Here is a 20416-nt window from a genome sequence, read left to right on the forward strand (position 1 = left end):
CAGGAAACGGATATCGATATGAATATAAGAAACAATTTGCTCGTTAGTTTCAGGCACTTGAAGGCCGACAAGACCAATAGCATTATCAATATAGCTGGTCTTACACTCGGCCTGGCCATTGTAACCGTTGTTTTAGTGTTTGTACTGAACGAACTGGGATACAACCAATTTGTTCCGGAGAGAAACCGGATTTACCGGTTGCTTAATTACAATGCCGCCGATAACAATACTTGGGCCAACACACCATTTATTGCCGGAGAAACCATTGCTGACCAATTTCCGGAAGTAGAACAGTTTGTTCACCAATACAATATATATGACATCGAGATAAAGAAGAATAGTGAATTCATTGCCGAGCCCAACATGATTTGTACGGAGAGCAACTTCTTCTCTATGTTTGGAATTCATGTTCTGCACGGAAGCTTGTCTGACTTCGACCAGGCCCAAAAGGAAGTCTTGCTCAGTAAAAGTCTGGCCAAAAAATATTTTGGAAAGCAAAACCCTGTTGGTAAGATTATGACGTTAAGAAGCCACGGAAAAGAATTCCCAATGGAAGTGGCAGCAGTGTATGCAGATATCCCCGAAAATTCCACGATTAAAGCCTCGCTCATAACCAATGTCGATTTCGGGATGCAGCACCTCCGAAACAGTCTAATCTCCATGGGTGATAATTCCGATAATAAACACTTTCGTGAATCGTGGGAAGACGGGCAGTTCTTTACCAATTACTTTCTTCTGAAGAAAGGAGCGTCAGTTAGTGCAATCGAAAAAAAAATGAAGAAGCTGAGTGTCGAACATTCCACCGATAACAACAAGCTTTCCTTTTCTCTTCAGCCTTTGACAAAAATCTATTTCGGCTCGCAGAAAATAGTCGATAATAATAGCGGCGATCTGGGTAATTTCCCCATGCTGCTAATACTGATTTTTGTTGGTATTCTCATTCTCATCATTGCCTATATCAACTACCTGAACTTAGCTTTTGCACAAGCGTTTGCCCAAACCAAAAGCTGGGCTGTGAGGAAAGTTTGCGGGGCTTCGGGGAAGAATCTGCTATCGCAGATGGTGCTGGAATCAGTGCTTCTTTCGGTGTTGGCATTGCCATTTGCCATGGAGCTGGCACATATCTCATTACCATGGCTTAGTCAATTCCTTGGAAAATCCTATCCGCTGGCATTCAGTCAAAAGTTTCTGATTATCACCGGGATTCTTTTATTGATAACCGTTGCCACGGGAGCTCTCGCAGGAATGTTAGTTTCGCTGCGTTTATCGACCTTTAAACTGGTGGAAACCTTAAAAGGGAAAAATGTTTCGGGCACCCCAAAAGTCGGATGGCGAAAAGGAATGGTCATATTTCAGATCACGGTTTTCATTGTCCTTTTTGCTGTGATGTTACTCGTTCAAAAGCAGGTCCACTATGCTTTTCATAAAGATTTAGGTTTCAAAAAAGCAGGTTTACTCCGGGTTGATTTGGGTGATCATAATTATCAGCTATTTAAACAGGAAATCAAAGATAATCCCAACATCCTCGATGTAAGCGGGGCCCTCTGGTTACCGCCGACCACCAATGCCATGTATGTTTCGCTTCCCCGGGTGGATAATCCAAGCGAAAAAGTTAAAGTAAGAGGCCTGATGGCTGACTATCATTTTGCTCAAACCATGGGGATGCATGTTTTGCTGGGTTCTGATTTCGATGAAACAAGAAACAGCTCCGGTGTTTTAATTAACCAGTCGGCTATCAAGGCGCTTGGCTTAAAAGATATTATCGGGGAAAAAACAGCATTCGGAACCGTAGTGGGTGTAGTAAACGATTTCAATATGTACTCGCTACATCAGTCTATAACCCCAATGATTATTGTGCTAAATCCGGCAATGTGCCGCGAAGTGGCTATCAGAATTAGCACTAATAATATTCCCGGCACCATTGGCTTTTTGAAAAAGGAATGGAAAGCATCGGGCGGCACCACTGCGTTCAATTTCCGATTCACCGACGATGCCCTGCAGGATATTTATGAATCAGATATTCGTTTCTCGAAAATTATTGGATTGATGGCTGTCATCGCCATCTTCATTGCCAGCCTGGGATTGTTTGGTCTGTCACTTTTCCTTAGCCGGCAACGCATTAAGGAAATTGGCATCCGAAAAGTAAACGGTGCCAAAGTCTCTGAGGTTATGACCTTGCTCAATATGGATTTTATCAAATGGGTCGGTATCGCCTTTGTGATTGCCACTCCCATGGCCTGGTTTGCCATGAATAAATGGCTGGAAAACTTCGCTTACAAAACCAGTTTAAGCTGGTGGATTTTTGCCCTGGCAGGAATCCTGGCACTGGGAATTGCCCTGCTTACTGTTAGCTGGCAAAGCTGGAGAGCGGCGACGAGGAATCCGGTGGAAGCTTTACGATATGAATAACTAAAACAACCAGACGAAAGCACAAAGCATGAAAAGATTGATTCTTATATATCGATCAATCAGCAAGAATCTCAAGCTGACCCTAATCAATGTATTCGGGATGGCTTTAGGGCTTGTTTCTGCCGGCATTATCCTTGGCTATGTGCATCAGGAATTTAATTATGATTCCAATACCCCTCATTCTCGGAAAATTTATCAAGTCATCGGGAAAGATGGTGAACAGTTGAACTCCTACAGCTATGCCCCGTTGGCGGAAGCGTTGAAATCCAATTTTCCGGAGGTAAAAGAAGCGACCCGGATTGGTTTCTTTTATGGTTACCTGGCCTGTTCCGCCGGGGAAAACAAGTTCAACGAGAATCAGGCCATCTTTGCTGATCCTAATTTCTTCAGTCAGTTCTCGTTTCCACTGGAAAAAGGAGATGAAGAGCAATGCCTGCAATCCCCCAATGCCGTAGTACTATCTGAAAGAGCAGCCAGAAAATACTTTGGAGACAAAAATCCAATCGGTGAGCATCTGCAAATTGGCGGGAATCATGAATTCACAGTTACGGATGTTTACAATAATTTCAAGAACAATTCCAATTTTCGTGGCGACATTGTTTTACCGCTCAAAAGCATAGCTAAATTAACCCAGATTTGGGTTGACCCCAGCTGGAAATACGAAAGTGATATTTTCACCTTTGTCCGCCTGGCCGACAACACCAACGTGGATGATTTCTCCCGAAAGGCTGGAAATTTTCTTTCAAAGTACATTCCCGACCATAACTATGAACTCCTATTTCAGCCACTAACATCCATACACGTCGATCGCATGACGGCATGGGAATCAACGCCACAGGCAAATGTTAGGTACCTGTACATTTTGGTAGCCGTCGCGATTATCATCCTGCTCATTTCCACGGCCAATTTTCTGTTTCTGTATATTGGGACCATGAGTCAACGAAGCGCTGATACTTCCATCAAGAAAGTGTGCGGCGCCTCAAAAACAATTCTGTTCAAAGAACACCTGCAGGAAGTTTCGTTCATGATGCTTATTAGTCTTGGTCTGGCAATCCTATTGTTTTTATTCTATCGCGGTTACCTGACCAACGTTTTCCCTCTCTTACCTAACATTAATCTTTTCGATGGGAAACTCGCCATTATTCTGCTAATTACTGTATTTCTTGCAACTCTGTTACCAGCCATTTATCCATCCGTTATTCTGGCATCACAGAAACCGGCACGAATATTCAGAAACCCGGGCATCTTCATACCAGGAAAATTCAAGCTGATCAATTTACTTGTCATCGGCCAGTTTCTACTAAGTATCATGTTACTTATCAGCACTTTTATCATCCATAAACAAACAAGTTTTCTGGAGAACCAAAAGACCGGATACGCAAAAGACGAGCTGCTGACTATCCCGCTCAACATGCATGTCGGAGAAGGAATTTACAGCGATAAATTCGGTGTATTTGCTGATGAGCTGAAGAAATATCCCGGGATAAAAAATGTGACGATGGCTTTCTCATCTCCAGCTTCCGCCGAAACGGGCGAGGATGCACCCAACTGGGAAGGAAAACCAAAAGACAAGGAGGTAAAAATGAACTGGGCCTCGGTGTCTTATAATTACTTCAAAACCCTGGGAGTGAAAATCGTACAAGGACGAAGTTTCAGCCCGAATTTCCCTTCCGATGCTACTGATTTCGATACCCGGAAAAGTGCTTTCATTTTAAATCAAAGTGCCGTGAAAGCAATGGACATCGCCAATCCCATCGGAAAAGAATTCGAGGTTTGGGGATTTGAGGGTCCCATTATTGGGGTGGTCAAAAATTATAATTTCCGGTCGTTGCGTTCAGATATCACCCCTATGTTTTACCAGATGAACCCATTCTACATGAATGAGATCATCGTGCGAATCAATCCATCTGATCCGGGTGTTTTATCTGAGCTCAAAACGGTATGGGATAAATTTGTTCCGCAATATCCACTGGAATTCAAATTCGTCGACGACCAAATCAAAGCCTTATACCAACCGGAAAAAAACCTGGCCGGTACATTAAACCTGTTTGCCATAATGGCCATTCTCATTGCCTGTATGGGGCTTTTCACACTGACGGTTTTATCGGTCCTCCAGCGTACCAAGGAAATCGGCATCCGCAAGGTAAACGGGGCCAAAGTCTCCGAGGTAATGGCCATGCTGAATAAAGATTTTGTGAAATGGGTCGGGATTGCTTTTGTGATTGCCACGCCCATTGCCTGGTTTGCCATGAATAAATGGCTGGAGAATTTCGCTTACAAAACCAGTTTAAGCTGGTGGATTTTTGCCCTGGCAGGAATCCTGGCTCTGGGCATTGCACTACTCACCGTTAGCTGGCAAAGCTGGAAAGCGGCGACGAGGAATCCGGTGGAAGCGCTGAGGTATGAATAATTAAAACATAAACGATAGCCATGAGAAGCAGAATTCTATACGCATTGAGAAATATTAAGAGAAACAGGCTAAATGTAGCGATTACAACCATTGGTCTTTCTATGGCCCTCGCAAGTGTCCTGATTATCTTCCTGTTTGTCGAGCAAGAACATTCTTATAATGATTTCCACGAAAATGCCGATAGGATTTTCCGGCTTAATTACACAATGACTTTAAAAGACGGGACCAAAGGATCGGATGATCTTATTAAGCCAGATCTTGCAAAGGATCTGGAAGATAAAGTTCCGCAAATAGAACACTGCACCCCCTACCGGGAAGGCTACATGGCCCAACTGGACTTAAAAGACAAAAACCTTAAGGTCAAACTTGGGATTGCAAATCAGGAATTTTTCGACATGTTTAGCTTTAAACTCTTAAAAGGAAACAGAAATGATTTGTTGGTTGATCCCACCAATATTGTTATCACAAAATCTCTTGCACAAAAGATAACAGGTACTGATTCCCCGGACTATGATAAGCTTATCGGACAAAGTCTTGAATTTACTTTCATAAAGAATGTCAGTTTTACAATCAAAGGGATACTTGCTGATGTTCCCAGGAATTCAACACTTGATTTCGAAGCGATCATACCGTTTGAACATGAAAATGCATTCTGGCAATCGAATAATGGCCTTGGTAACTCAATTCTATTTTATGAGTTAAAAAACGGTGTTGTTCCTGAACAGGCGAATAATCTGGTTTACGCCGAAGTAAAAGAGTTTTACCAAAAGGATATTGAAAAGGCACAAAAAAATAACCTTCTTTCTTCATCTTCCAAATGCTTTCAGCCGTATGCCCTTCCGTTAAAAAGTTTATATCTCGACAATACAATAGATGGCGTAGCCTACCAACTTACCGGTAATAGAACGCAATTGAAAATTTTAACCATCGTCGCCCTGCTTATTTTATTCATTGCCTTTAGCAACTACATCATTTTAACAATCGGTCAGTTCTTTAAAAAGGCAGGTGAGGTAAGTATCAGAAAATCGATGGGTGGAAAAAACATCGATATTTTCAAAATGTTCCTGAGCGAAAACTTGATTACAATACTAATTTCATTTATAGCTGGTGGAATACTCGGGGATATGTTAATCCCTGTATTTAATAACATTTCGCAGAGTCAGATCTATTTTAATCTGATAAATATTCCTTCGTTAGTTGCTTTCTCCGCCTTATCAATAATTTTATTGACTACACTAACCAGTTTAATACCAATTTTTATTTTCAGAAAAGTTAAGCCTACGCTTTTATCGACAAAAAAACTGTTTGCCGGGAAAAAAGCTAGTGCATCGCAGGTATTTGTTGGATTACAATATGCATTAACCATTGTGCTGATTATAGCGACCATCTCCATTAGCAAGCAAACGAATTACCTGAAAAATAAATCCCTCGGTTTTTCCGATAAGAACATCATCTCTTTGGATGTCCGCTACTTAAGTCAGTCAGGGGCGACTGTTTTACGGGATATGTTAAAAAATCAGGCGGGTGTTACAAATACTTCTTTAACCAACAGAGACTTTTTTGATGGATATTCCACCCGTTCATTTGAAGTGTCCAGTTCGGAAGTTTTAAATACCTATATTTTTAAGGCTGATAATTATTTCATTCCCACGTTGAATCTCAAGTTACTGGAAGGTAGAAATTTCTCCGAAAGCAATGTGGATTCGACCGATAAGTCAATCGTTGTAAATGAGGAGTTTGTCAAGAAAATGAAGATTGACGGCTCACCTATCGGCAGTATTGTCAGCAGTGGCAAGAATAGGTTCGAGATTATCGGTGTGGTAAACAACTATCAGTTTCTTACATCAAGAGAAAAAATCGAACCGATGATCCTGTATTCTAACACGAATATCGGGAATGGATACAGCTCCATCTTAGTAAAATACAATCCTGAAAACTTAAGCAATGTAATTTCTGCGATTAAAAAAGGGTGGAAAGAAATGAATACCAAAGAAAATTTGAACTATACATTTTGGGATAAAGAACTGGAGAATCGCTACAAAGTAGAAGAGCGATTAAGTAAAACGATACTTTATGCTTCAATTATTTCTATCATTATTTTATCCTTAGGGCTATTCGGTTTAACGGTTTTAATATCGGCACAGCGCACCAATGAAATAGGCATCCGAAAGGTAAATGGTGCCCAAATAGGACAGGTTATCATGATGCTTAACGGTAATTATTTAAAATGGGTGTTTTTTGCTTTTTTAGTTGCCTGTCCGTTAGGATGGTACTTAATGAATAAATGGCTCGAAAACTTCGCTTACAAAACAAGTTTAAGCTGGTGGATTTTTGCTTTGGCAGGAGTACTGGCTTTGGGAATTGCGCTGATTACGGTAAGTTGGCAAAGCTGGAGAGCGGCGACGAGGAATCCGGTTGAGGCACTCAGATATGAGTGACGAAATCCTGAATAAAGCGTAGGGATGAAAGCATTGAGGCTCGAATAATCCTGGATAATAACGAATTAAAACTTCGAAATCATGATCAAGTTTTTATTTAAAACAAGCATTCGGAATCTGCTCAAAGACAAATACCAGTCTGGTATAAACATTCTGGGGTTAACATTTGGTTTTGCAGCTTTTCTGTTTATTGCAGCTTATTTTATTCAGGAGCAAAGCTTTGACCGGTTCCATTCCAAATCGGACCGATTATACCGGGTAGTCACCCGTGTAAAAATGGGTGCCACAAAAGAAAATCTGGGCACTTCAGAGGTCCCTTTAGCTTTCACTGTAAAATCTGAGTTGCCGGAAGTGATCGATGCCACCCGTTTTTATTTCAGAAGAAATGTAGTGGTGAAAGTCAGTGAAAACAAATACATGGAGAAAAGATTCTGGTATGCAGATCAAAACGTATTTGATTTGTTCGATTTCAAACTACTAAAAGGCAACAAAGATGAGGTATTAGCAAAACCCAATTCGGTTGTTATTACGCCGGAACTCAGTAAAAAATACTTTGGCGATTCTGATCCTATTGGGAAAACAATTGAAATCAATTCCGATGGCCAATTGTACGAAGTGACTGGCATCATGCAGAAAATACCTGCCAATTCACATTTACAATTTGATATGCTCGCTTCATTCTCCAGTATCAAATTCAGCGCTGATTACGGGATTCAACAGTGGGGTAATTTTCGGGATATGTACACCTATCTGCTTCTGAAGAAGCATACGGACTTGTCCATCATGAACAAAAAATTACAGGACTTTACGATCAAATATTACACCCCGATGATGGAGAGAGTTGGCATCAATTTAAAAGATTTTGAAAAAAAAGGGGATTATGTTGTTCACAGTTTGCAACCTTTAAAGGACATTCACTTAGATTCAGTTTATACTGATGTGTCGATTGTGCACGGGAATAAGCAATTGCTTTATGCACTTGGACTAATTGGGATTATGATTATCGTTATCGCCTGTTTTAATTTTATTAATCTTAGTACAGCGCGGGCAACTTTGCGGGCCAAAGAAATTGGGGTTAGAAAGATCATCGGCTCAAGTAAATCAAAAATTACCATTCAAATCCTGTTTGAGACTTTCATGCAATCCGTTCTGGCCATTTCCATTGCGATTCTCTTACTGTATATAAGTTTACCGGTTTTGAACCTTTATACAGGGCTGGACATGCAATTTTCGCAGTTCTTTACTACACAGGGAATTATCACAATAAGCGTTATCCTGATTTTAGTAGTCATTCTGGCCGGAACTATACCTTCTATTGTTATCGCAAAGTTTAACCCGGTGGAAGTAATTAAAGGAACTGTTTTGAATTGGAATGCTAATTCAGGGCTTCGGAACAGTCTTGTATCGTTTCAGTTCATAATTTTCATTATCCTGATTTGCGGAACTATCGTTGTCAAAAAACAGGTAAGTATGTTGCATCATCAAAACCCTGGATTCCTCAAGGAAAATGTCATTGTGGTAAAGAATACGAGTAAACTAGGGAATAGCGAGCAGGTTTTCAAGGACGAAATTCTAAGAAACCCTGAGGTGATCAAAGCATCCTATTCCAACGCATTGCCTTCCATGTTTAACGGGTCATCGAATCCGTTTAGCAAAACCGATAAGAAGAATAAGATATTCCTATTGCGGGTCACGGCTGACAAGGATTTTTTAAATACATTAAAAATCAAATTACTGGACGGGCGAAATTTTACTGATAATGCGGAAAATGAGCGGTTTAATGCAATCATCAACAAAAAAGCAGCCCATGCATTTGGTTGGACAGACTGCAATGATAAAGTCATTTACGACTTTAACAACGGAGGCAAGAATTATAATGTGATAGGAATCGTTGATGATTTTCACATTAAATCTTTGCGGAAAAAAACAGAGCCCATGATCATTCGTTACCAGGAAACCGGAGATTACCTGGCAGTTCGCATCCGACCGGAAAGTGCGACTAAAGTCTTAAAAAAAATAAAATCGATTTGGGGGGGATTAAATGACCAGGCTCCTTTTGAATATACATTTCTGGATGAATCGTTTGACAACCAATACAAACAAGAGGTACGCTTTGGAAAACTGACCAGCATGTTTTCCCTGCTATCCGTTGTTATCGCCTGCATGGGATTATTAGGACTTGTTTCCTTTACTCTTACCAGAAAACAAAAAGAGATTGGCATCAGAAAAGTTAATGGTGCCCGAATATCAGAAGTAATGACGATGCTCAACCGGGGCCTGGTTAAATTGGTCGCTATCGCTTTTGTGATTGCCACTCCCATCGCCTGGTTTGCCATGAATAAATGGCTGGAGAGTTTTGCCTACAAAACCAGTTTAAGCTGGTGGATTTTTGCCCTGGCAGGTTTGCTCGCATTGGTAATTGCGCTGCTTACGGTAAGCTGGCAGAGCTGGAAAGCGGCTACCAGGAATCCAGTGGAAGCACTCAGGCACGAATAGACAAAAACTGAATAAACCACTTACTATGAATTTGTTACAAATAAAAAATAGTCTTCGTTTTTTATTGAGAAAAAGGAACCATCTCCTGATTAATATGGCAGGTCTGGGAATTGGTATCGCATCCTTTCTCCTTCTGTTTCTCTATGTATACAATGATTTAACCTACAACCATTTCAACAAAAATCTGGCAAATATCTACCGGGTATATGAAGGAAATGGAGCGCAAACCAAAGGTCTGTTGTTGCCCAAGATGCAGGATGAAATACCGGAAGTAAAAAACGGAACACGAATTTTTGACTGGGACGGATTCAGAATGAGTTATAAAAACCTGGCCTTTCCCGAAAATATTCAATATGCTGATACCGGCTTCTTCTCTGTTTTTACTTTTCCGTTTATCGAAGGTTCCGCTAAACCGGGAATCAAAGACAAATATGGCGTAGTGATCAGTAAGGAATTTGCCGAGAAATACTTTGGAGATAAGCCGGCCATCGGAAAAAAAATCCGCGTCAAATTTGACAATACCTTCCTCCACGTGAATGGCGTAGTCGATATTCCATCCAATTCATCGGTAAAGTTCAATATCCTGGCCTCCTACGAAACGGGTGAAACCATTTCGCCATGGATAAAGGGAGTACACGATTGGTACAACACATTCTCAAATACTTATGTCCTTCTTGAAAATGGGGTGAAGCCCGCTAGTATTCAGAATAAGCTGCAACGAATCGTGCACGAGAATTTTCTTCCGGTAGGTAAAAATAAAACGAAACTGAATTTGGTTCCATTCAAAGACTATCACGCAAAAGAGGAATCAAACCGGACGATGATCATCATCTTGACGGTTATCGCCTTAGGAATTCTGAGCATTGCCGTCGTCAACTTTATCAACCTGACCATCACCAGTTCGCTTTCGCGAATAAAGGAAACAGGTATTAAGAAAATGTTTGGTGCAAGCCGAAAACAACTAATCATTCAAATGCTAACGGAATCGCTGATGGTCAGTTTTGTTGCGTTGCTACTAGGGGGTTTGATTACGACACTTACCCTGCCCTACTTCAACCAGCTTTTCGGCACCCGGTTACATTTCAATCCGTTGCAAAATCCCATCCTGCTGCTAATTCTGGCTGCTATTTGGCTGGTTATCGGAATCGTTTCCGGAACGGTACCTGCCCTCTTTATGGCAAAGGCCAAGCTCACGAATAGCATTCGTGGAAGTCTGAGCTCGGTTAACAAAGCAGGAACAGCTCGTTATTCATTGCTTATCGTTCAGTTTGTCATCGCCATTGTTTTGATTGCCGGAACCGTCCTAATCCGGAAGCAAATCAGCTTCATGATGAACAAGGACACGAAGTTCGACAAAGAAAATGTAGTAGTTGCCGATCTGGAAACCTGGCAATATCAGGATATGAAAGCCGCATCACAAAAGTTCAAAGTGATTTCAGAGGAATTGCAGGCCAGCCCTTATGTCGAATCAGTTTGCTTCTCGAACACAATTCCCGGCACATACAACCAAAACTACAACACATTTTACACCGAAGAAGGAAAAGGAGATAAGAACATACGGTTGCGAAAAGCCTATGTGGGGAAAAACTACTTTAAAACCTATGGCATAAAGGTTCTGGACGGTTCGGGTTTCGACCAGGACCTGACCAACTATAAAAACTGTATGATCCTGAATAAAACAGCCATCAACAAATTAGGATTTAAAGGAGCGACCGACCAGCTCATGCATGAGAGTTCTCCTACCGGAGATGAATGGAAAGTCATCGGAGAGGTAGACGATTTCAGCTATCAGGGGGCTCAGAACAAGATGCAGCCTCTGGCCCATTTTTTTACCCAACACGACAATCTGGCCGACTGGAATTATCTTTCGGTAAAAGCTAAACCGGGCGCCGCCTTGCAGGTAATCGCGTTAATGAAAAAGGAATGGAAGAAAATTCCGCCCCTGGCAACAGCTAATTACTTCTTTGCCAATGACAAACTCAACGATTATTACAAAGAATACATCAAAGTAAATCAACTCATTGCCTGGTTCTCCGTTCTGGCAATCATGCTTTCAATTTTGGGTCTGTTTGCCCTCTCGTCTTATATGATGACACGAAGAGTGAAAGAAATCGGGATCCGAAAAGTAAACGGAGCCAAAGTCTCCGAAGTGATGTCCATGCTTAACAAAGACTTCGTCAAGTGGGTAGCCATTGCTTTTGTAATTGCCACACCTATTGCGTGGTTTGCCTTGAATAAATGGCTGGAAAACTTCGCCAACAGAACCAGTTTAAGCTGGTGGATTTTTGCCTTAGCAGGAATACTGGCCTTGGGAATTGCGCTACTCACCGTTAGCTGGCAAAGCTGGAAGGCGGCGACGAGGAATCCGGTGGAAGCATTACGATATGAATAACCAACTAATCATACAATCATGAACCTGCAATTCTTAAAATCAGCCGTCAGATGGAACCTGAAAAACAAAACAGGAACCTATATCAATATTGTTGGACTAAGTGTAGGTCTCGCAGTAATATTGTTACTGTTAAACATTGTAGGGTACGAAAAGAGTTTTGATAAATTCAATCACAGGCTCGATGACATTTATTGTATCGTAACCAAAGACCAACACTCGGGAAGTAGCCCGATTGGTTGGAATGAATCGGTACCGGCTCTCCCCCGGGCTATGATGAACGAATTTCCGGAAGTTGAACAAGCTTCATTGGTTCAAAACGGGAAACGAACCATGCAATTCAAAATCGGGAATCAGATCTTTAAAGAAAAAGTTCAGTTTGCCTCTCCCAACCTATTTAAGATATTTTCGTTTCCCTTGCTGAGCGGAAACATTCCTGCCGAAAGTACAGAAAAGAACATCCTGGCTCTCAGCAAATCATCGGCAACAAAATTCTTTGGAAATACCAATCCGCTTGGCAAACTGATTACGATTAACAACAAATATGAATTCAGAATCGTTGCTGTTTTCGACGATATACCGAAAAATTCATCACTTAGATTTGATTGTTGGGCGCCCATCGGATTTCTACCGGAATTAAACCAGTTTCCCAATTACCTGAACACCTGGTATAATCTCTCATTTCAATCATATGTTCTCCTGGCCAAAGGTGCATCACCTGAGAATGTCAATAAAAGACTCAAAGGCCGAATCATTCAATCAAATCCTGATTCACAGGCAGAATCACAACTCTATCCATATTCGAACCTACACACCGTTTTATATGGGCGCAATAAAAGAATTAAAATGGTGAGTGCCATCGCCGTCATCATTTTCATACTGATCAGTATCAATTTCATTAACCTGAAAACAGTAGATACCTTTCAGCGAATCAAGGAATTTGGAATTCGTAAAATTAATGGTGCAGGGAAAGGGTATATTTTCAAACAACTAATGTTGGAAGCCAGCTTGGTAATAATCGTATCAGCAGCTCTCTCCTTATTCATTATCTATTTTAGTATTCCAACGCTGAAAAATCTCACCGGAATATCCGGAACGCTTACCGGTATTTTCACGCCAGCCTCCATTGTCATGTTTTTGGTTTCAGGAGGCCTGATCGCGCTCATTTCTGCGTTAATTCCATCACTCACACTAAGATCTAACTCACCGGTAAATTCGCTGAAAGCCAAAGTAAATGAGACGATAAGCGTTTCCAGATTAAGGACGATTCTATCCGGCGTTCAGTTTGGCCTGGCCATCGGACTGATAATCTGCACCCTATTCACCATCAAACAATTAAGCTACCTGCGGAATTTCGATTTGGGATTTAACAAGGAACAAATTGTTCGGGTTGATTTACAGGGACCACTCCAATCGAATTATAAAGTTCTGCAGGATGAACTTCGGAAAAATCCCAACATACTGAGTTCAACGGCAGCATCACGTAACCTTACCGGAATTTACTGGAACGGTGACGGATTTAAATGGGAAGGGAAACCTGCAAATGTTGACCCCCTGATAACCTTTATCGAAACAGACGATAATTTCTGTAAAACATTTGATATCAAGATGCTCGATGGCGATTATTTCAAAACGAGAAAACCCGGAGCTGTTGTTATCAATAAAACATTAGCCGATATCATTTCACCTGATGGGAATGCTTTAAATAAAAAAATTATTCGTGACACACTGGAACTGGAGGTTACCGGAATTACTAATAATTTTAATTTCAAGCCACTTAATCGTTCTATCGGGCCATTAATGTTTATAAAAGAAGCAGGACTCGACAATATGAGGTATCTTTTTGTCAAGATAGCTCCAACCCATGTTTCCGGTACCTTGGGGAATATAGAAAAGACAGTAAAAAAACTAAACCCGGATTTTCTTTTCAGCTACCATTTCCTTGATGATGAATTTGCCAAATTGTATAATGGCGAAGAACGGTTGCAAAAGCAACTCAGCCTGTTTTCCTTCATTGCCATCATCATTTCGGTAATGGGCTTATGGGGAATCCTGCTCTTTGTCATTCAGCAACGCACCAAGGAAATCGGTATCCGCAAAGTAAACGGGGCCAACGTATCGGAAGTAATGACTTTGCTCAATAAAGATTTCATCAAGTGGGTGAGTATTGCTTTTGTCATTGCCACACCCATAGCCTGGTTTGCCATGCATAAATGGTTAGAGAACTTTGCTTACAAAACCAGTTTAAGCTGGTGGATTTTTGCCTTAGCGGGAATACTGGCATTGGGAATTGCGCTACTCACCGTTAGCTGGCAAAGCTGGAAGGCGGCGACAAGAAATCCGGTGGAAGCGCTGAGATATGAGTAACTTTAATGAAAACCTAAAAATAAGATCATGAAAAGTCAAATCAGAATCAAACGGTACACATTAATCGCCCTGATGGCGACATTGCTTTCGTGTAACGGATTTGCCCAAAAGGGCACTCCAACGATAACCAAAACCTTTGATATGAATCAACCGGGAACATTGAATTCCCAATCATCCGGTGGAGGTATTGTGGTAGAAGGGAACGACCAAAACAAAGTGGTTGTGCAGGCATTTGTCCGGAAAAACGGAAAAATTCTATCTCCGACAGATCCGTTGCTCACCGATGTCATGAAAGATTTTAACCTGGATATAAAGAAAAATGGTTCGGTCATCACGGCAAACGTTGAACGCAAACGAAACTTCAAGTTCTGGAACAATGTTGGCATTTCCCTGAAGATTACCGTTCCTAAAAAAATGTCCTGCAATGTATCGTCCAGCGGCGGAGGATTAAAAATTTCAAATGTAGACGGAACGACACACGATCTATCAAGTAGCGGAGGCGGAATACGTCTGGAAAACGTTGCAGGGACTACAAAGGCAAGTTCTTCCGGAGGTGGTGTCCAGGCCATAAACCAGAACGGTGATGTTCGCTTAAGTTCCAGCGGAGGCGGTGTAACGTTGGATGAAGGTCACGGAAGTGTTTATGCACGCAGTTCCGGTGGAGGTGTGCGCCTGAAGAATGTGCACGGAGATGTGGATGCCAGTAGTAGCGGAGGCGGTGTAACTGTCACTGGTGAAACGGAAGCTATAAGAGCCACATCCAGCGGAGGTTCTGTACATGTCAACATCAGCAATTTAAGCAAAAAACTATACCTGGCATCCAGTGGCGGTGGAGTTGACGCAACGATTCAAAATGGCGATAAATTGGGTATGGACCTGGATTTGAAATCAGACAGAGTGCACATCGAACTGCATAACTTTTCCGGCACATCAGAAAAAGACCGGGTAAAAGGAACGATGAATGGTGGCGGAATCCCCGTTTACATGCACGCGTCCGGTGGAAACGTCAATGTGAAGTTTCAGGATTAAAAATACGGGAAAGGTTGCTACAAAAAATCCGGTAGAGACATAACGTTATAAAACAGAAACAAAAGCAATGATCATTTATCATTTAAAATCGGCTATTCGGTACATCCGTTCAAACAAAATTACGTCGGCGCTGAATATCATCGGGCTGTCAATCACCTTCGTCATATTCATCTTCCTGGGAAGTTATCTGGCAAATGAGTCCGGTATGGGAAAGAATTTACCTGATAGCAAAGATATTTACAGATTACAGGGGCAGAACGGGACATCGGTTTCTTATAAAACGATTGAACTATTGGATGCAATTCCTGAAGTTTCGACTTATACCTGGTTAATGGACAGCTGGAGTATGAAACAATATTTTGTATCCGGAACAAAGACTTATGCCCCCGGGAAAGTACTCTATGCCAGTAAAGATTTTTTCAAGGTATTTCCCTATCAGGCTATAGTTGGAAATATACAACAAGCTCTGAATAGTCCGAATGGAATTGTTCTGACGCAAAGCATGGCGGAAAAAATATTTGGTAAGCAAAACCCGATAGGCAAAAGTATTACGTTCAAAAGTACAGCCTTTGGCGATTTTCAGTACCAGGTAGCGTCAGTTATTAAAGATCTTCCGCAGAATGATATGTTAAAATTCTCCTGCATTTTGCCACAAAGCTCACTCGACAAGGTTGACTGGTACAAAAGAGGAAGGCAACAATGGGGAAACTGCAATTACGAAACGTTTGTCGTACTTAAGAAAGGAACCTCAATCGAAGCAACTGACCAGAAGTTGACCGCTGCGTTCAAAAAAGCCGCTCCCGGTTGGTTTTCGAAAGATGTAAAACATCTGAGCTTAAAATCATTCTCAACCTTATACTACAACAATCCTTTTCCCGAAGATGTCCTGGCACAGAACAGCCTGACCAATATCCGTTCCATAGCTATACTTGCATTGATTTTGCTACTGGTGGGGACTGTTAACTTCATTAATTTAAGTACAGCCCAGAAAGAGAAGAAACGAAAAAATATTGCCATATCGAGTATTAACGGAGCTTCCGGAACGGCAATCAATCTTCAGTTTATCTTCGAATCGTTTTTACTGGTCTTCATTTCATTTATCATAGCAGTTGCACTGGTTGCACTCACTTATCCGTTGTTCAATCAACTCAGCGGGCAATCGTTCTCGTTTCTGTCCATTCTTTCAATTTTCATTTCACAAAAACTATGGCTCATTCCAATCGCCATTGCAGCATTAGCCGGTATGATTATCGCTACTTATTTCCGGGCAGGTCAGTTTCATCTGATATCGCAAAATAATGTTCCTGGCAAAGCCCACCTACGCAATGTACTATTGATTACTCAATTTGCCTTCTCTATCATATTAATAACCGGAACACTGATTATTCACAGGCAGAATCATTATATACTTAACCACTCCACCGGTTTTCATAAAAAAGGCATTCTATGCATTCCGTTAATTGGAGAAATGGAAGCTCATACAGCTGCCCTCAGAAATGAATTGTTACAGATTAACGGGGTCAGTCAGGTCGCTTTTGCATCCACAATTTTGGGCCAGGAATACAATACCTGGGGAATGAGCATCTCGAACAACGGGGAGAATGAAAGAGTTCAGTATAATGTTATCCAGGTGGACAGTGCCTTTTTTAAACTGATGGGATTGAAGCTGGTGGAGGGAACCGGATTCAAATCAAACTCCGATAAAGAAAAAGACCACATTTTTAACCAAACAGCCATCAAAGAATTTGGGATTAGTAACATTGAAAAAGCAAGGGTTTCTTCATACTCAGATGCCCCCGGAAATATTATCGGGGTCGTAAAAGACTTCAACTACGCCTCCCTTCACTCTCCGATACAGCCCATGGCATTTGTTTACCGGAAACCGGAAAATCTAAGCTATGTGTACCTAAAATTAGCGAACATGACTCCGGGGACTATTACCAATGTACAAAGTAAGGCGAAAGCTATTTGGAAGCAATTTGCTCCCGGTTGGCCATACGAATACTATTTTCTCAATCAGACAATGGCCAAGCTATACACAAAAGACAGGGATTTTGGCAAAATCTCTCTGGCACTTACCATTCTGTCAGTTTTCATTGCATGCTTTGGTCTGTTGGGCATTACCCTATTTCTGGTTGAGTCACATATGAAGGAAATCGGCATCAGGAAAGTGAACGGTGCCAAGATATCAGAGGTGATGACCATGCTCAATAAAGATTTCATCAAATGGGTAGCTATTGCGTTTGTCATCGCCACGCCCATTGCTTGGTTCGCCATGAATAAATGGCTCGAGAACTTTGCTTACAAAACCAGTTTAAGTTGGTGGATTTTTGCCTTAGCGGGTTTGCTGGCGCTGGGAATTGCATTACTCACCGTTAGCTGGCAGAGCTGGAAGGCTGCTACACGTAATCCTATTGAGGCATTACGATATGAATAATTGAAAGAAACGAAATAGAGAACAACCATGCTCAATCTGTCAAACATCATAATGGTATTCCGCAATGCACGAAAGAACAGCGCATTGACATTTGCCAAGCTTTTCGGTATCAGCATATCGTTTGCAGTGATTTTGTTCGCTGCCGGATACGTCTATTACGAAACCAGCTTCGACAAATTTGTTCCCGACAAGGACAAGATTTTCCGCATTTACATAAAAGGAAACCTCAACGGAGATGAGGCTGATTATGCGGTAACTAGTGCCGCCATGGCGGAAGCCATTGTTCATGACATACCTGAAGTTACCCAGGCGACAAGAATTAAACCGGACAGAGATGCCAATATACACTACCACAACGAGATAATCAAAGGCGGTCCATTGCTTTTTGCAGATCCGAATTTCTTCTCATTTTTTCATCTTCCCGTTAAAAAAGCATCTTCAAATCTGTTTGGCTCGAAGAATGATATCGCCATATCCGAAAGCCTGGCTGTTAAGTTGTTTGGGAATACGGATGCCGCCTTGGACAAAGTGGTCAAGTTAATGGACGAAGATTGTGTGATTACGGGTGTATTCAAGGATTTTCCAAAAAACTTTCACCTGCAATATCAAGTGGTGCAATCCATCGAGAAAACCGAACCGGAGAAACAGCCTTTTGGCTCTCAATCCTATTACACGTACATCAAAACAAATACAGCCAATCCGGATATTGATAAATTGAGCTTTCAGCTGACCAAAACCGTTTACACCCACGCTCCCATCGGTGATGTCGATGGTGCTAAAGCAAAAACATGGGATGATTTGAAAGCCAATGATTCGCTTTATCTCTTTTACATGGTTGAACCCCTGACAGCCATCCATTTCAGCAATCACAAATTCGACCCGGCTGTTACAGCCAGCAAAACATACGTGTACGGAGCCATCATTCTGGCATTGCTGGTTTTGTTGATTTCGTCGATCAACTTCACCAACCTAACCATTGCCAATTTATCCACCCGCCTGAAAGAGATTGGCATTAGGAAAACGACCGGAGCATTCAGCAGGCAAATTGCCTCGCAGTTCCTGTATGAATCATTAATTTTTTGGACCATTGGATTTTTTCTGGCTATCGTACTCTACGAAATCGGTGGGCAACCGTTGGCTCATTATCTGAACCTCAATATCCAAATCTCAACCATTCTGTTAATAAAGATATTCCTGCTGACTTTCCTTGGGCTGCTGTTGTTTAATATGCTAACGAATATTTTGCCCATCTACTATGTATCCAAAAGGAAAGTGCTCAACCTGTTAAAAGACGAGAAAAACAGCCACCACCGTTTCACCGTCAAAAACAGTTTTGTATTTCTGCAATTTGTCTTATCAGCTCTGATTATTCTCAGCTCTATTTTTGTGCAGAAGCAGATTAGCTACATGGTGAATAAAAATCGCGGCTACGATGCCAACAATGTTCTCATGTTCAGTTTTTATGAATTAAGTGATGCCAACCGGCAGAGTTTTATCAACGATCTGAAAGCTTATACCGCTGTAAAAGATGTCACCACCAGTGATGTCAGTTTCGGGAAGAATGACCCCGGCATGAATAGTGCATACTTCGAGACGGAAAACGAAGAAAATTATTTCCACACCAGCGTCATGCATGTAGATGATGAATTCCAGAAAACGTTCGACTTAAAAATGAATGAAGGACGTTTTTTCGATACAAATCACCCGACTGACGACAAGGCTGTCATTCTAAACCAAACAGCAGCCAACGAATACCATAAGAAGGGCTCATTAATCGGAAAAGAACTGTTAATAGACAATTCCCGGTTTCACGTTATCGGAATCACGAAAGATTTCAACTACCGCTCGCTCTACCATAAAATTCAACCATTAATAATTTTAAGAGCAGAAAATTCCGGTAATGTTTTTGTCAAATTCCGGAATAATGAAACCTCGGAAGTGATTGCCTTGCTGCAAAAGCAATGGAAAAAGTTTCACATTAATCGTCCGATTCAATACGAATTTCACAATGCTGTTCTTGCCAGCCAGTATGGAAGAGATCAGCAAGCAAAAAAGCTGATGCTAATTCTTTCCATTCTCTCTATAACCATCGCGGCGGTGGGGCTATATGCCATCAGCCTGTTTACCATCATCAGCAAAACCAAGGAAATCGGCATTAGAAAAGTGAATGGTGCCAATATTTCTGAAGTAATGACTTTGCTGAACAAAGATTTCATCAAATGGGTGGCCATTGCCTTTGTTGTAGCGACGCCGATTGCCTGGTATGTCATGAATTTATGGCTGGAGAATTTTGCTTATCGTACCGGACTCAGTTGGTGGGTATTTGCCCTTGCCGGGATATTGTCGTTCGCGATTGCCCTGCTAACGGTTAGTTGGCAATCGTATAAGGCAGCGACCCGAAATCCGGTAGACGCTTTGAGGTATGAATAGACAAATAAAAA

The 20416-nt window shown here is 41.5% G+C and carries 9 protein-coding genes; all 9 read left to right on the top strand.

The genetic code is table 11. The annotated features are described in order from the left end of the window. Positions 1-18 precede the first annotated feature (18 nt). The 9 genes from T426_RS0112215 to T426_RS0112255 all read left to right on the top strand — a co-directional run bounded on the left by T426_RS0112215 (position 19) and on the right by T426_RS0112255 (position 20405). On the top strand, positions 19-2409 hold the full coding sequence (locus T426_RS0112215) for an ABC transporter permease (protein ID WP_027585771.1): 2391 nt from the start codon (positions 19-21) through the stop codon (positions 2407-2409). 28 nt (positions 2410-2437) lie between these two features. Beyond that, on the top strand, positions 2438-4819 hold the full coding sequence (locus T426_RS0112220; protein ID WP_027585772.1) for an ABC transporter permease: 2382 nt from the start codon (positions 2438-2440) through the stop codon (positions 4817-4819). A 20-nt stretch (positions 4820-4839) separates the two neighbouring features. After that, positions 4840-7257 (top strand): ABC transporter permease, encoded by a 2418-nt coding sequence (locus T426_RS0112225; RefSeq protein WP_082229545.1) that lies wholly within the window; start codon positions 4840-4842, stop codon positions 7255-7257. Between the two features lie 81 nt (positions 7258-7338). Further along, positions 7339-9753, top strand: coding sequence for an ABC transporter permease (locus T426_RS0112230; RefSeq protein WP_027585774.1), 2415 nt, complete (start codon positions 7339-7341; stop codon positions 9751-9753). Between the two features lie 94 nt (positions 9754-9847). Further along, the gene (locus T426_RS0112235; protein ID WP_027585775.1) at positions 9848-12145 is read left to right on the top strand and encodes an ABC transporter permease; all 2298 of its coding nucleotides are present in this window, start codon (positions 9848-9850) and stop codon (positions 12143-12145) included. 18 nt (positions 12146-12163) lie between these two features. Beyond that, a complete protein-coding gene (locus tag T426_RS0112240) occupies positions 12164-14509 on the top strand; it encodes an ABC transporter permease (RefSeq protein ID WP_025864010.1) in 2346 nt (781 codons plus the stop codon). Between the two features lie 27 nt (positions 14510-14536). Further along, positions 14537-15538: a DUF4097 family beta strand repeat-containing protein gene (locus T426_RS0112245; protein WP_025864009.1), complete on the top strand. Its 1002-nt coding sequence runs from the start codon at positions 14537-14539 to the stop codon at positions 15536-15538. A gap of 67 nt (positions 15539-15605) precedes the next feature. Further along, entirely contained in the window at positions 15606-17975 is a 2370-nt protein-coding gene (locus T426_RS0112250; RefSeq protein WP_027585776.1) for an ABC transporter permease, read from the top strand. A 27-nt stretch (positions 17976-18002) separates the two neighbouring features. Next, complete coding sequence (locus T426_RS0112255; protein WP_025864006.1) at positions 18003-20405, top strand: ABC transporter permease; 2403 nt, start codon at positions 18003-18005, stop codon at positions 20403-20405. Positions 20406-20416 lie beyond the last annotated feature (11 nt).

The sequence above is a fragment of the Prolixibacter bellariivorans ATCC BAA-1284 genome (genome assembly GCF_000621705.1).
GTDB classification, from domain to species: Bacteria; Bacteroidota; Bacteroidia; order Bacteroidales; family Prolixibacteraceae; genus Prolixibacter; species Prolixibacter bellariivorans.